Genomic DNA, 15,630 nt, shown 5'->3' with positions numbered 1-15,630 from the left:
CCGCATTATTCATGAATAGCTGTCGGTCTCTGAAAAGCAGCAATGATGCACTTCTTTCGATTCCAGGATTTTGACCGCCAAACAGTCTGTCAGTCGCGGCCGAATGCGAAAACAGGGCTCAAGTGTGCATAGGAAGCGGGTTTCCGAGAATCCAGATCCGAAATTCATGAATAATGCAGGCTAGCGAGAGGCTGTCTGAGAGGTTATATACACGAATTCTATGGACCAACTGCGGCGTAAACTTCTACTGAATGGCGGCGCATCCTTTTTGACACTCGCCACGGCACCAACATCTTTTGGTTCCGTTTTTCAAAATGCTGTCCCCTCGGAACACGCAGACAAATCAACGAAAACACTCACTGAGATTCAGCAGGACGCTACCAGGAAGCACCGCATGCAATGGTGGCATGAAGCTCGCTTCGGAATGTTTGTCCATCTAGGCATCTATAGCGTCATCGCTCGAAAGGAATGGATCATGCTCGAAGAGGGCACTCCAATCGACGAATATGAAGCCTTTGCTGCGCAGTACCAGCCTGCTCCAGGTGCTCCTCGATCATGGGCACGACTGGCCAAGCAAGCGGGGATGAAGTACATAGTATTCACCAGCAAACATCACGAGGGATTTTGCAATTTCGAAACTCGCCTGACGCCTTACAACGCCACTCGCCTCGGCCCCAAACGCGATCTGGTAGCGGAGTATGTGGAAGCTGCACGTGCTGAAGGTTTACGTGTCGGGCTCTATTATTCTTTGATGGACTGGCATCATCCGGATGGAGCTCGCTGTGCAACCGACTCAGCAGCCAGACGCCGCTTTGTGGACTATACGCATGGCCTTATCAGGGAATTGCTGACGAACTATGGAAAGATCGACATTCTCTGGTATGACATTCCTACGCCCCTCGATCGGGCTGGTTGGGAGTCCGATCGTATGAATGAAATAGTCTTTCGTCTTCAACCCGAAATCATCGTCAATGATCGCAACAGGATGCCGGGAGACTTCTCAACTCCGGAACAATACATTGGAGAAGCCAAAGACGAACGGGCATGGGAATCCTGTATGACCATCAACGAAAGCTGGGGATACAACCGAGCCGACGACAGCTGGAAGGATTCCCGAACGATCATACGCAATTTGATTGCTTGCTCAGCCGGAGGAGGAAACTATCTGCTTAATATCGGCCCAAGGGCCGATGGCTCTGTCCCTGCTCCGTCAGCGCGCGTTCTGCGCGAGGTAGGCGAATGGATTAGCACAAACGGAGAAAGTGTCTTTCACACCGCTCCTTGCAAAGTAGATGGCCTCTTTTATTCCGGCTTCACGCAAAAGGCAAATACCCTTTATATGCACATACACTACTGGCCTGGAGAATATGTGGCCCTCGGGGGGTTAACCTGCCGCGTGAAATCTGCAAGACTACTTAAAACAGGTGAGTCCGTAAAATTTGAACAGGATCACATCCGCGTCAAATTCGCCGGTCTTCCACTTGAGCCGCCAGACTGGCCGATTACCACGTTAGCGATCGAATGCGATTCCACGCCTGCACAAGATCCGGATCTTGTCTTTCGTGAACGTGTCAGAGAAAATATCTGACACATGCAGCTTCGTGAGATATGAAGCCGCATATGTCTTCAATCAAAATCTGAGTCTTGCCCCTGATCACATTGTGGACACTAAGGCATTTTCCGAAATACTGTGAACTTTTCAAGTGGGCGCAGAGCGGCTTTCTTTGGCGGAAAGCCGCGCCAAGCTCTGCGGCAATCACAGAGCTCGAATATCTGAGTCGTGCAGCCATGCAATACATTCTGACTAGCTGCTGGCTTTTCTGATCCGTTACTGTCTTCCTTAACCACGTAGAAGTAATCCGCCCAGGAGCAATAGCGCAATGGTCAGCCCTATCGGAGCGAGCAGGCCGTACCGCTTCCACATCCAGGCCACCCGCGGTCGCGTTTCAAATCTGTCTATCGCACCGCCAAGGTGGTTCTCTTTCACCCGGTTTCGCATTGTCGGATCGGTAATCAACTGCCGGACCGCGTGCTCCGTGTCGGATTGCAGTTCCATTTCGCTGATGGCTCGTACGATGGTCGGCCACAGATAGGCCAGATGCAGTACTATACAGATCACTATCCCAGCTGCGATCAACCACTGAGGGACGACAAAAGCGCTCTTGTCGTGCAGAAGTATGGCATCTAAGCCAGCGATCGCAGCCCAAATCGCGTAGTTCAGTTTCCACTCGTTTTTGCGACGATCCTTCCATCGATCGAGGCCTGCCGTATGGAAGAATTTCAGGATTTCGAGTTGTTGTTTCTGCTTTTCAAACTCGAGTTTCTGCGCTTCCAGCGTTACATTCTCTCGGTCTAGAGCAAGCCTTGCCATCTCAAGCTCTGATGATTTCGTGATTTTGTTTTCTGGTGAACTATCGCACATGGGCCATCCACGTATACCACTGAACCGCGTTGTGACGAGCTTAATTATTGGCGGGTAACCATCTTCCAGTAACTATCCCTGCGATTACTTTGCCACGCTTTCGCTAACATCCATTTGTTTGAAGCCGCTCCGTGTGATCAAGACACGATGACGATATAACAATGCGAAGAAGCATACCTCATCTATTAAGCTAGCCATCACTTTTTTCTTGCGATCAAGTTGTTCTTGTGTCTAAATACAAATCCACGCTTCTGCTGGAAGATTCATGTCGCCAAAAGCGAGAAATTCACAAAAGAGCTCGCAATACATGCAACGCTGAGAACAAAAGGATTGAAAGACGAAGCATGGAATAACATGCTGAACTTAGAGCACAAATGGTCGTCGAAGGAATCGACTAGATTGTCTCTATGTCGAAGCGAGAGCCCGGATGTTCGCGGTAGAAAACAATCCCGGGCTGTTCATCCAGGCATTACCTTTAGTTGGAAACAAATCCAATTCGGCGAAGCCAATGTGCGACTTACATTTCATGACAATGACAAAACGACCATGGATGGAGTGGATTGTGTAATGGTCAAGCCAGACATTGATTGTTTCAAAGACCTTGGTGCCCGCGCTACTTTCGAAGCAATTTCAAACGGTCTTACGAGTTCTCTCACCAATCCCGCGCAAGTATATGTACTTCGCTGGATTGCAGGACGAGCAACGGGCGTGCCAGAATTTTCTCCTATGTACACGACTATCGGCTAGAGGCAAGCGAAGAGGTTACGGTTTGTTCTCACAAACTTGAGACCGCAGAGAGCTATTCCAGAGTGGACCTAACAGACCGGCCGCCCCGCGAAACCGAAAAGGATTGAATCATGCCCGATATCCAAATCACTGATCAGCTTGATAAACCCATTCCAACGATAACGGTCGACCTATCTCACCCCTCTTCCTTATTCAAGTACCTCAAAGCTGAACTGTTGCACCTTGCAGTACTCCCCGATTTTCTTCAACGGAAAGACGAAGTCCTCAGCCAGGCAGCCACAAAGCCCGTTCAATTTCAAGCTAAGCTACAGCATGAATTTCAGCTCGGCAGTACTGAACCAGAAATTCAAGTAACTCCGGCCGCGCAGGCGACAATCCGGGTGAACGCCAGTCCTGGAACCAATGTTTTTGACGGCGATCCATTCTTCATTGCTGCTAAGGTTCCAGATCGCACTGGCTATGTCGGCTTTGGATTCCAAGGCTCGCTTGATCTCGGCGTGAGCGGCTCCGAGGGCGATCTTACCTTCGGTTTTAACAAAACCAGCACGGTGAGCTTCGAGTTCTTGAAAGCTTTCCCGCTCGGTGCGGGAGAAGCTACCTTGGGGAGTGCTCTTGGCCAGACGATATCATCCTACGTAATCCCTGCGGACATTTCAGATCTCGATTCTCTTAGTATCAACGATATTGTCACCGTCTCTGGGGAAGGGAATCTTAAGGTCTCAGGAGCAGTGAAAGTTGCTGTGTCCCCGAACCCGCTGGCGTCGGTGGATCTACCCTTGGGAGCAGGTACGCTTGCAGTGCAGGCGGGAGCTACAGCCGGTCTTTCCGCATCCTTCGTCATCTCTGGGGCATATCAGATGCGAGTGCATCGGAAGGATAAAGAAACCATTGAGCTGAGCTTCTTGCGCAAAAGAGGAACAGCGCTAGCAGCCGACTTTTCGGCATCCGCCGGTGTCACCGCAAAAGTTGGAGGAACCGACCTCCTCTCGGAAATTCTCAAGGCCATCAGCACAGATCCCATTGGGGACAAAACGCTGCTAACCAGCTTAACCGTGTCAGAGGTCAATTCCCTTGGTACAGCGATCAAAAGCGGCCTGGACCATAGCATTCAGGCTTCACTGAATGTAACGCTTTCTTCACTTACGGACGACCAAGCTGCCTTCCAGTACGAGATTCAGCCCGCACGATTGGACCAAGAGGCAAACATTGCTATCCACAAGGCCCTCGACGGAGACCTCAGCCTTCTCGCCGCCATGGAATCTAAGATCACTGATAGTGGCGCCCTAGCGCCGGGAGTCAAGATGCTGAATAGTGTACTCACGGAAACGCGTAAACGCAGCACCACGCTCAAGATCAATCTGCTCGGAATTTTGAACTATCAAACGCTTTCCGAATTGATCCGCAATAGCGAAATTCTCACCGATCAGGTCACAGGGGACGTCACCATCAAAGAGACGGTTACGGGCCAATCCATTACTTCTATCGTCGAACCGATGGCCCGCCATGAGGCGTTGCGGAAAGCGATTTTTGATTCAGTGCTCGTGACGACTAGTTATCGTGCGGGCAAAGCGGTGACGGTGACAGGCTTGCAATGCGAGCAAACACATTTCGCTCTTAACCAGAATACAAATGCGCAGATTGTGGACGATTACCTAAGGTGGTTCATGGCGCTAAACTTACTGACGCCACAAGAGAAGGGCACAGTCTTCAGTCAATTCGCAAAGGGCGGACCGTCTACGTGCGTGTTGAGAACCTCGTTTGGGGATGGCGAGTGTACTTCGATGTTCTTTGACGAGAAACAAAAGCCTAGAACAACACAGTACTACCTTGAATTTGGGCGGAGGGCATTACGCGCACTACTGGATCCTGAACATCGGGCAATCGATCAACTGCGCTATCAGATTGTTGATGACAAGTTATGGCCTAGTGCGCTCAGCATAGGCGCCAACGTTAATTTAGGGTCTCTCGTCGGGATCAGTACTGCCGACGCTAGAGTGGAGTATCTAATCGGAGATGTCTACGTAATTACAAGTTGGGCCAACGCGATGGCCGAGGTTGGAGCACTGGTTCGGGACGTACGAGCATTCGTGGGCCAATCCAATCCCGCGGCGCTTTTCGGCAACAACGAATTCAAAAAGATGCGCGATGCGCTGCAAAAGAAGCTGGCGGCCATGATAAAGGCGAGCAAGACTCGTTTCGACGAACCCTGGGGCATGGTGTGTCTCTTCTGGGCCGGAGGTTCGCCGCACACCGCTTATGCCAAGACTGTCACCAGCAGGTTCACCCTAGAGCGGGGTGCCTAGCTTCCATCGGTAATAGCACCAAGTAGTCACCTTTGCCAGAGGAAAGCCCCAATATAAGCGAATCGTTACCAGGAGGTCTTCGCCGTGTTTGGCTCCGACATACTTGAGATCACGATAGGCATCATTTTCGTCTTCCTGCTTGTTAGCATCATTGCGAGCGGTATTCGTGAAGGTCTTGAAGCATGGTTGAAAACGCGCGCAACCCATCTTGAGGCCGGAATTCGAGAACTGCTGCACGACAAAACGGCCACGGGACTCGTGACACAGTTGTTCAATCATCCGCAGATCTACTGCCTGTACACGGGGGCGTACAATCCGCAAGAAGCTGGCTGGTGGCCGCTTTCGCTTAAGCGCGGCCGCAATCTTCCCTCGTACATCCCCGGTAGAAACTTCGCCCTGGCGCTGATGGACCTAGCCGCGCGCGGGCCAGTCAATGTAAAGGATGACAGTCCTGCGGCTGCGAAGACGTTCAATCTTCAGACGGCCCGCGCAAATTTGCGTCTCATTCAGAATCCTCCAGTTCAGCGCGCTCTATTGAATGCGCTCGACACCGCGGAGGGCGATATGCAGAAGGCCCTGGCCAATGTGGAGGCGTGGTACGACAGCGCCATGGATCGAGTTTCTGGCTGGTACAAGCGATCTACGCAATGGATTCTGTTTGTGATCGGATTGATCATCGCGGTTGTACTCAACGTGAACGCTATCACGATCGGCAATTATCTCCACCGCGACAAGACGGTGCGCGACACGCTGGTAGCACGCGCGCAGGCGGCCACCACCGATGCCAAGTACCTCAGCCGGACCCTTCCGGAGATCCAGAATGAGATGAGCACACTGGCGCTGCCGATCGGGGGCACTGACCAGTGGAACCAAGTTCGAGAATACCCAATCTCGACGTTGGGCGGGTGGCTACTGACAGCAATTGCAGCCTCACTCGGTGCACCTTTCTGGTTCGACACGCTGAATAAGATCATGGTCATCCGGTCCACAGTGAAGCCCCACCAGAAGAGCCCAGAGGAAGCCTCGGAGGATCCGCAAGGGCGAAGCGGAGACACTAGCAGCAATGTGCTGCAGGCGCTCGGGGCCATGTCGTCCGGATTGGGAATGCGCGTGAGTCCTCCACCGGGTACGTTGGATACCTCAGAGATGATGGACGGATGCGACGTGAAGATTTCGACTGTTACGAAAGATGAAGAACTGCCTGTAACCGAAGGAGGAGTGCGCTGATGTTCTCATTAACCTGGCTTCCCGATGTATTGCTGGACGCGGGCCTGAAAGTTGCAAAGGTGGATGGATGGGAATCACGAGGGCTGGGGGACATGGGGCCGGTGAAGGGAGTTATCTGTCACCACACAGCGGGTCCCCGCGAACTCAACATGCCCAGTCTGACAACACTCATTCGTGGGCGTCCTGATTTGCCCGGACCGCTGGCCCAACTCGGCATCGGGCGCGACGGCACGTTCTATGTGATAGCCGCGGGAAAATGCAATCACGCGGGGCGCGGTTCCTGGAACGACGTAACGACGGGGAACACAAATTTTATCGGCATCGAAGCAGAGAATACCGGACTTGCGAACGACAGTCCGTGGCCCGAAATGCAAATGCAGGCTTACCATCACGGAGTGGCCGCGATCCTGAGGCACGTAGGCCAGGAAGCAAAGTGGTGTGCGGGTCATAAGGAGTTTGCGCTTCCCGCGGGCCGGAAAGATGACCCGTCATTTGATATGGCAGTGTTCCGGCAAGCCACTGCCGCTATTCTGGGGGGAACGGCTCCGGCACTGGAGCCGATTCCAGCAATGGAGCCTTCGAATAACGGAGCGCCAGGAAGATCGACATTACGTCGGCCGAATACAGGAGAACAGGTAAAGCAACTGCAGCAGAAGCTGAGGCTGGATGTCGACGGCGAATTCGGTTCTGCAACGGAGGCAGCAGTCCGTGCATTCCAACGGAATGCCGGGCTGGTACCGGACGGTATTGTCGGGCCGAAAACCTGGGCAGCTTTGGATCTATCGTAAGTAAAGACCGGCAGTGCAAATGGGAGGCTCCTTCAATATCATTCTTGTCAGTTTGATCGACAGCGCCGTGGCCTCAATTAACTTGAGCCTTCTCGGATTGCGTTGCCAAAAGACTATCGAGTTACACGTGAAAGGCGGCTTCGATGAGGCATTCACAATCTTTCAATCCAAGCGTACGTCGTTGCTGGCGGCTTTCACGGAGCTCTATTCCACCTATGCGGGCGGTAAAGCTCCGGTCGAGCATTTCACGCGTGCTGCTGCCAAAGAATTCGGAGCGCGGGTGATCTCAGTCAACAACATCGGGCTGGGGCCAATGGATACACCGTTCTTCTACCCCGCTGAGACACCTGATTCTGTCGCGTATTATAAGTCAGCATCCATGAACGGGAAGCTGACCGACATCAAGGACATTGCTCCCATCGTCGAATTTCTGGTGACAGATGGTTGGTCGATTACGGGCCAGACGATCTTTGCCAATGGGGGGATTACCACACGGTAGGTAACAGTAGGAGGTAGTTTGAATCACCTCCCATTTCATTCGTGAGAGACAAGCATGTCCGAAGAGACACCGACGCCCGCGAGGCTGGAAGCCTTTTCCGATGGCGTCATTGCCGTCATCATCACCGTCATGGTTCTCGATCTCAAGGTGCCGCATACCGATGGCCTCGCCGCATTGCGCACGCTGGCTCCAGGGCTGGCAAATTACATGCTGTCTTTCGCTTTCAGCGGGATCTATTGGCTCAATCACCAACACCTCATACATCGGGTGCAGCGAGCCGGGCATTCGATGCAATGCGCCAACCTAGTGTTCCTCTTCTGCCTCTCACTGCTTCCATTCAGTACAGCTTATGTTGTCGAAAAAGAAATGTCCGGCCCTGCAGTTGCCCTTTATGCTACGACACTACTGATTGTTGGCCTCTCATTCATGTTGCTTCGGCTTACAGTACACAGCCATCTTCGCCATCGAGAGTCTTTTTCTGAAGAGGACCGGAAGGGTTTCCGCAATCACACGCTCAGCCTCTTCCTGTATGCAATCGGGGCGGTCGCGGGTATCTACTTTCCCATAACAGTATTGTGGTGCATTGCAATCCTGACCTTCGCCTGGGCACTGCCAAACCTATCGCTGACGGCAATCAAGCAGCGGCATGTATGACACAGGAGATGTGTCAGCACCCAGGCCCGGCTCACCTAACTCCGCGTCTTTGCGTGCGAAGTTGCGTTGTTGCCGCGCCATTGGGTATGGTTGACCGCGCGGACAGGCGGCGTATCATCAGCTCTGCGTCGTCTCGTGAAGGAAGCCTGTCTGTCCGACAAGGGAAAGACTTAGCAGTGACAGGCGCAGAAATCTGTCTATCGCTTCTTGTCCTCCGTTGCCGTCAATCTTGCCGGATTTGAAGTGGCCTAGTTCGTTCCTTGAGCGATACCGTTCAGCGTCTTTTGCCTAGGCTGGCCCCAGTAAGTCCTCCAGTCATTGCCGCTGTTCAACGTGTTCGCTGATCTTACGAATCGTATTGTGTGGTGTCGGTGTCCCTGCGTCAGAGCCAGGGACTCGCGGCTATCTCGGAGGCCCGCGCTAGGGCTTGGGTGTCGATATGCTCCAGTAACCTGTCGGACGAGACACTTCAAATTCCTCACATAGCTGGCTAAATGGCTTCTCTGCTCGGGTCGCCGCTACAACAAACTCCACCCGTTGTTGCATATGAGAGCTTCGATGTCAAAAATTGACAAAGATTGTTATTATCTCTGGTATCGAAAACTTAGGAGCGTATCGAATGAACGTCTCTCTCACTGCCGAACTTGAGAAATTCGTAAACACCAAAGTCGAGTCGGGCCGCTATAATTCCGCAAGTGAAGTAGTCAGAGAAGCTCTTCGGCTGCTGGAAGAGCGCGATCACGCACGGTCTCTTCAGCTTGCCGGATTCAATCAAGAACTTGGCCGACGACTCGTATCGCTCGACGGGGGCAAGCATGTCTCCCCAGCGGAAGCTCGCAACCAACTCAAACGCAAATCCAAGCAGCGCCGGAAAGCAAATGCGTGACACGTTACGTCCTTAGTGAAGATGCCAATCTGGATCTCAATGGCGTCTGGGACTATCAATTTTAGGGAACAAGAGCGCTTGTTCGAGGAAATATTCGGGAACGATTATGAATATTTTCTTTCTGGCCGCGGGCTTGGCTTCGACTCTATTTTTATTCAATTTCAATCGGAGGCCTCACCGCCTACTACGTTGCCCCTCGCAGAAGAGAGTTCGGGGTTTGTCGATAGCGAGGTGGTGAAGTCAGAGCCAGGGGCGCTTGGCCATCCAGGGTTTAGCTATCTCCGCGGGAATCGAAAGCGCAATCCAGCGCAGCTTTTATTCGATCTGTTGGTCGTTGCTGTGCGAGATTCCAGAGAGACTCATTGGCCTACAGTGTGGTTTCTTGCTCTCAGCCTCTGCTTAACAACTCACAAGTAGTTAGCGGTCGGAGGTTTGAATCAGATCACTTCCAGGAATCCGTAGAGCGGATCTTTGGGGCCATCTGGAGACCACTTGATTTCATGGTTTGGGTTGCTAGGATTCGTTCCGATGCCCTGCGATTTTCTGAGATTCATTGGTGTTGCGGTTTCAGTCTAGACTTCACGGCGATATCAAGGCATAGGAGTTTTGCTACTAAGCTGCTTTTCTTCTTCAGCTAAGAGTACTGGATTGGTTTTTTTCGGGAACAATCTGAGGACCAGTTTGTATGCCTGTTGCTTCCAATCAGCCCAATTCTCCTGCTCCTAACGTCGTCTGTAACGTTCCGAAAAGCGCTATTCAACCATATTCACGTGTAAGCAGTTAGCCATTAATATCAGGATCCTAACGCATCCGTTACCGTATATCACTGGACCTACTCCGCGAGCGCCGGTACTTTTCGTAAAGATTCGAAACGGAATAATTTTCGGCGCGGGCTGCCTGTAGCAGATTGGATATCTGCCCCTCGCCCTACGACCATTCCAATCACAGACGTTAACTGTTCGAGGAGTCAGTATGTCATTTCAAGTGAAGCCGTCCAAAGCATGCATACTCTCATGCATAGCATTCCTGGCAGCAGCATCCTTGCTAACGGCGCCCCCCGTCTTGTTGTCACAACCTGCGACCGGAACAGCCTTAGCGGGCAGTTTTACTACACAAACGGGAAACGCACCCTATTTCAGACTCGTCCGCTTAGCACATGGGGCATACAACGGAACCATTGTGGCCAGCGAGAGCTCAATGGGGAACGGCATCACGGGGAACATCTGGCAGAGCACCAACAATGGCAGCAGTTGGACGCAGGTCGCCACCGTTCCCGTAATCTCTGGCAGCGTTCTGGTGGGTGCTGCAACGCTGTTCGAGATGCCCCAGGCTGTTGGCAATCTTGCTGCAGGCACACTGCTTTATGCGGCCACCTATACCCAGGGCTCGCAGAGAGCCATCGAAATCTACACAAGTACCAATGCAGGTAGTACTTGGACCTATTGGGCGACGCCGAAAATCGGCGGAAGCCTTACACAGGGATTGTGGGAACCGGAATTCGAGATTGCCAGCGACGGTGCACTGGCTATGTTTTGGTCCGATGAGACCGATCCATGCTGTAGCCAGAAGCTTGCGCAGATGCGCACTTACAATGGCAATTCGTGGCAAGACCAGCAGAACACCGTGGCCAGCGCCGTTTTCGGCGACCGCCCCGGCATGGCAGTGGTTACCAAACTTCCCAGTGGCAGTTATTTCATGACCTATGAGATTTGCGGCGGGGCGAATTGTACGGTCTTTTATCGTACCTCAACCGACGGCTGGAACTTTGGCTCCGCCCAGAATACGGGAACCAAGCTGCAGACACCCAGCGGACAATACTTCGAACATGCTCCCACCAACGCTTGGAGTCCGTCGGTGCTTTCCAGCAACGGCGCCATCCTGGTGATCGGGCAAGTGTTCGTAAACTCCAGCAACAACGTCGATCCCCAGAACGGAACAGTTATTCTGGAAAACCTTAGTTCCGATGGCAACTCCGGTATTTGGATTCCCATCACCGCGCCGGTTCAGGTCCCCAACGCCTACGATAATTACTGCCCAAATTACTCTTCTTCAATTTTGCCGGCCACAGACGGAAAAAGCATTCTCGAGTTGACCTCCGCTTACAACAGCAGCGGCCAATGCGGGGGCTACTATGCGACCGAAACCTTTAACAACCTGCCTGCGGACGGCTCAACGCACGCCTTCAGGAATGTGGCATCGAATGGCCTGTGCATCGACGACGCTGCTTGGGGAACAGCGGATAACACGGAGGCCGATCTCTGGACCTGCGCCGGTTCAATCATTCAGGAATGGACGGTCCATAGCAAGGGGAGCGGCTGGTTCAGCCTTTCCAACGCGCAAACCGGTTTGTGCCTGGATAACACCGGCGGAAGCCAGACTCCGAAAAACCCGACAACCCTGTGGGGATGCGCCAACAACAGCAACCAAAACTGGCAATTCATCGACCGAGGCGATTCTGTGTATGAGCTGATGAACCAATCTTCGGGCACATTATTTCTTGACGATTGGCTGGCGTCGCAAACCCCCGGGACTGCACTCGAAGTGTTTACCCTCAACGGTTCGCCTGCACAACGCTATGTATTGCAATAGCGCAGCCGAAACTTAGAAGCTTATGGAAAGGCGCACCGCGAGGTGTGGCCAGAGATGCTCGATATGCTCAGACGCTGGGGCCTCGGCGAATACTCAATCTTCCTGGGAGATGGAATGAAGATTTCGATAGCGAAACTGATTTTGGCAAGCCTTCTGATGGTCGTTGGATTCGGAGTAGGACTGGCACAGAACCAGCCCGACGCGCTCAAAAGCGGCTTTGAGAATCCACCGGAAAGTGCGCGACCACGGGTGTGGTGGCACTGGATGAACGGGAATATCTCGAAGGAAGGCATCAAGCTGGATCTTGAGTGGATGCACCGGATTGGCTTGGGCGGTTTTCAGAACTTCGACGCAGCCCTGGCCACGCCCCAGGTGGTGGACCACCGGCTGGCTTACATGACGCCTGAATGGAAGGACACCTTCAAGTACGCGACCAACCTGGCGGATCAGATGGGGATGGAAGAAGCCATTGCCGGGTCGCCGGGATGGAGCGAGTCAGGCGGGCCCTGGGTGCCGCCTGCCGAAGGGATGAAGAAGTATGTTTGGAGCGAAACGCTGGTGGAGGGAGGTAAGCCATTCAAAGGGATGCTGCTTCATCCGCCATCGAACACCGGCGCATTTCAAAACCTGCCGAACCACGACCTGCCTGCGGAAGGTTCGCCGTCGGATCCGGTCTTCTACGCTGACAGCGCGGTTGTCGCGTATCGCCTGCCGGAGGGGGATGTTTCCATCGCCAGCTTGCACCCCAAGGTGACCACCAGCGCCGCGCCGGATATTCCGATCGACGGGGGCGCTCTCTCCGACGGAGATTATGTCCACGGCATCCGCATCGATCCTGCAAAAGTTGGAGAGAAGTCCTGGCTCCAGTATGAGTTTGAAAAGCCGGTGCGCATGGAGGCCGTCTCCCTGGTGATGGGCGGCCCGTACGACGCCATGCAGATCTTCATGGGCTATGGGGAAAGCGGTCGGGACCTGGAGGCGAGCGAAGATGGCAAGACATTTCGCAAGGTCGTTCATATCGAAAACGGCGCTGTTGGAACCACAACCACCTTTGCACCGGTGACGGCACGCTTTTTCCGTGTCACGTTCCTAATCAAGGCGCCTGCAGCAAACTCATGGGCAGAACTGGATGGCTCAGCAAACGCAAACGTGGCTCCAAAGGCGCCATCGCCGGTGGAGATTGGCGAACTGGAGTTGCATGCGGTCGCCCGCGTGAATCGGTATCAGGAGAAGGCCGCTTTTGCTCCCATGCCCGACCTTTATGGCTTTGCTACGCCGCCGGTCCCAGCTGCGGAAGCGATCGACAAGAACTCCGTGGTCAACCTGACGGGCCAAATGCAAGCCGACGGTACTTTGGCATGGACCCCGCCTCCTGGAAGATGGGTTATCCTGCGCCTGGGATTTTCATTGCTAGGCATTCGCAATCACCCCGCGACAGCAGAAGCCACAGGCCTGGAAGTGGATAAACTGGACAGGCATTTCGTCAAGAAGTACTTCGAGACCTACCTCGACAGTTATAAAGAGACGGTGGGCGCGGCTCTCATGGGCAAACGCGGCATCCGTTTTGTCATCAGCGATAGCTGGGAAGCCGGTTCGCAGAATTGGACGGATAACATGATTGCCCAGTTCAAAAAGTACCGCGGCTACGATCTAGTGCCTTGGCTTCCAGTGCTGACAGGGCACATCGTAGAAAGCTCCGAAGCCAGCGACCGGCTCCTGTGGGACTTGCGCAAGACTATCGCTGACCTCACCTCGGACGAACACTACGCGCAGTTGGAGGCAATGCTGCACGAGCGAAACATGGGCCACTATGGTGAATCGCACGAAGCCGGACGCGCCTTGGTGGCCGACGGTATGGAAGTGAAAAAGTATAACGAAGTTCCTATGAGCGCCATGTGGACGCAGGCGCCGGGCGTGAACAAGGAGCAGTTCGGCTACAACGCGGATGATCGCGAGTCGGCGTCGGTGGCGCATATCTATGGGCAGAACCTGGTAGCGGCGGAGTCGATGACTGCGGCCGTCGCGCCCTGGGGGTGGTCGCCTGCCACCCTCAAGCCGACGGCTGATCAGGAACTGCTGAACGGCGTCAACCGCATCGTCATTCACGAGTCGGCACACCAGCCATTGGTGGGCAAGGTGCCGGGGTTGACGCTCGGACCCTTCGGCCAGTGGTTCAACCGCAACGAGACTTGGGCCGAACAAGCCAAGCCATGGATCGATTACTTGGCACGCAGCAGCTATCTGCTGCAGCAAGGCCATTTCGGCGCAGACCTGGTCTATTTCTACGGCGAGGATTCCAATCTGACCGCCATCTTTGCCAACAAGGCACCGGACGTGCCGCAGGGTTACGGGTTCGACTACATCAACGCCGACGGGTTGATTCATGAGTTGAGTGTGGCCAACGGCCGCATCATCACTCCGAGCGGCATGAGCTACCGTGTCCTGGGACTCGATCCCTATAGCAGGCACATGTCGTTGCCGGTGCTGCGCGCCATTCATAAGCTGGTGGTCGAGGGCGCCGTCGTTGCCGGGCCGAAGCCGAACGACGATCCTAGCCTGGCCGACGATCAGGCGGAGTTCAACAAGCTGAACGATGACTTGTTTGGCGATGGAACGGGGATACACGTGGTCGGCAAAGGGAAGGTGTATGCGGGGCAGAGTCTTGGCGATGTCTTCAAGGCGCTGCAAGTGGCGCCGGACTTCGACTACACCAAACCGGAGACCGACGCACGTCTCCTGTTTGTCCATCGCAAGCTGGTGGACGGCGATGCATACTTCATTGATAACCGCAACGACCGTGACGAAGAGGTCGAGGCCAACTTCCGCGTGACTGGCATGGCACCCGAGTTGTGGCACGCCGAGACAGGGAAGACGGAGTCGGTGTCCTTCAAGATTGCCAATGGTCGTACTACGCTGCCGCTGAAACTGGAACCTTGGGGCACAGTGTTTGTGATCTTCCGCAAGGCAACCCTTGAGACTTCTCGTACGATGCCTGTGCAGGTCGAAACGCGGCTTGCGGTTTTCGATGGCCCCTGGAAGGTGAGCTTCGAGAAGAATCGCGGAGCACCACCCTCCATCACGATGGACCAGCTCAAGTCCTGGAGCGAGAGCCAGGATGCGGGGGTAAAGTACTTCTCGGGCAACGGCACGTACACCAAGACCATCAATGCCAAGGCAGATTGGTTCAAAGCCGGAGCCCACATCTGGATTGATCTGGGAGACGTTCGGAACCTGGCAGAGGTAACGGTCAATGGCAAGCCCCTGGGCACTGTCTGGCACGTGCCCTATCGCGTGGATCTGACGTCCGCTCTCAAGCCGGGTGCAAATGAACTCTCCATCAAGGTCACCAATGCGTGGGTCAATCGGCTGATTGGCGATCAGCAGCCAGATGCCGCCACAAAATACACTTTCACAACTGTCAAGCCGTACAAGGCAGATTCGCCCCTGCTCCCCTCGGGGTTGCTGGGGCCAGTGAGTTACTACTCAATTTCGGAAAAGTGAAGGATTCCCTGCAA

The 15,630-nt window shown here is 53.9% G+C and carries 10 protein-coding genes and 3 pseudogenes; 12 read left to right on the top strand and 1 reads right to left on the bottom strand.

Annotated elements, in window-relative coordinates:
* Positions 1-220 precede the first annotated feature (220 nt).
* Positions 221-1,588, top strand: a complete 1,368-nt coding sequence (locus AC6I7T_RS00880) for an alpha-L-fucosidase (RefSeq protein ID WP_497788316.1) — start codon at positions 221-223, stop codon at positions 1,586-1,588.
* Between the two features lie 252 nt (positions 1,589-1,840).
* Here the strand turns inward: AC6I7T_RS00880 and AC6I7T_RS00875 are convergent, their stop codons facing one another.
* On the bottom strand, positions 1,841-2,371 hold the full coding sequence (locus AC6I7T_RS00875) for a hypothetical protein (RefSeq protein ID WP_497788315.1): 531 nt from the start codon (positions 2,369-2,371) through the stop codon (positions 1,841-1,843).
* A 405-nt stretch (positions 2,372-2,776) separates the two neighbouring features.
* Here AC6I7T_RS00875 and AC6I7T_RS00870 point away from each other — a divergent pair, with 405 nt between their 5' ends.
* From AC6I7T_RS00870 to AC6I7T_RS00820, 11 genes and pseudogenes are all read left to right on the top strand, one after another.
* Positions 2,777-3,169, top strand: coding sequence for a hypothetical protein (locus AC6I7T_RS00870; RefSeq protein WP_497788314.1), 393 nt, complete (start codon positions 2,777-2,779; stop codon positions 3,167-3,169).
* Between the two features lie 110 nt (positions 3,170-3,279).
* Positions 3,280-5,472 carry a hypothetical protein gene (locus AC6I7T_RS00865; RefSeq protein WP_497788313.1) on the top strand — a complete coding sequence of 731 codons (2,193 nt, stop codon included), beginning with the start codon at positions 3,280-3,282 and terminating at the stop codon, positions 5,470-5,472.
* An 84-nt stretch (positions 5,473-5,556) separates the two neighbouring features.
* The gene (locus AC6I7T_RS00860) at positions 5,557-6,699 is read left to right on the top strand and encodes a hypothetical protein (protein ID WP_497788312.1); all 1,143 of its coding nucleotides are present in this window, start codon (positions 5,557-5,559) and stop codon (positions 6,697-6,699) included.
* On the top strand, positions 6,699-7,487 hold the full coding sequence (locus AC6I7T_RS00855; RefSeq protein WP_497788311.1) for a peptidoglycan recognition protein family protein: 789 nt from the start codon (positions 6,699-6,701) through the stop codon (positions 7,485-7,487). Before AC6I7T_RS00860 ends, AC6I7T_RS00855 begins: the two co-directional genes overlap by 1 nt.
* Positions 7,488-7,662: 175 nt before the next feature.
* Positions 7,663-7,986, top strand: a pseudogene (locus tag AC6I7T_RS00850) (SDR family oxidoreductase); the annotation flags it as partial.
* Positions 7,987-8,040: 54 nt separating this feature from the next.
* A complete protein-coding gene (locus AC6I7T_RS00845) occupies positions 8,041-8,640 on the top strand; it encodes a TMEM175 family protein (RefSeq protein WP_497788310.1) in 600 nt (199 codons plus the stop codon).
* Positions 8,641-8,694: 54 nt separating this feature from the next.
* Positions 8,695-8,814: pseudogene (locus AC6I7T_RS00840) on the top strand (DUF2239 family protein); the annotation flags it as partial.
* A gap of 445 nt (positions 8,815-9,259) precedes the next feature.
* Positions 9,260-9,526, top strand: coding sequence for a type II toxin-antitoxin system ParD family antitoxin (locus AC6I7T_RS00835; protein WP_497788309.1), 267 nt, complete (start codon positions 9,260-9,262; stop codon positions 9,524-9,526).
* Between the two features lie 972 nt (positions 9,527-10,498).
* Entirely contained in the window at positions 10,499-12,115 is a 1,617-nt protein-coding gene (locus tag AC6I7T_RS00830; RefSeq protein WP_497788308.1) for an RICIN domain-containing protein, read from the top strand.
* Positions 12,116-12,136: 21 nt separating this feature from the next.
* A pseudogene (locus AC6I7T_RS00825) lies at positions 12,137-12,214 on the top strand (L-rhamnose mutarotase); the annotation flags it as partial.
* A gap of 15 nt (positions 12,215-12,229) precedes the next feature.
* The gene (locus AC6I7T_RS00820) at positions 12,230-15,616 is read left to right on the top strand and encodes a glycosyl hydrolase (RefSeq protein WP_497788307.1); all 3,387 of its coding nucleotides are present in this window, start codon (positions 12,230-12,232) and stop codon (positions 15,614-15,616) included.
* The last annotated feature ends 14 nt before the right edge of the window (positions 15,617-15,630 follow it).

The organism is Humiphilus diazotrophicus (assembly GCF_059726315.1).
This window is presented reverse-complemented; position numbering and strand designations above follow the sequence as displayed.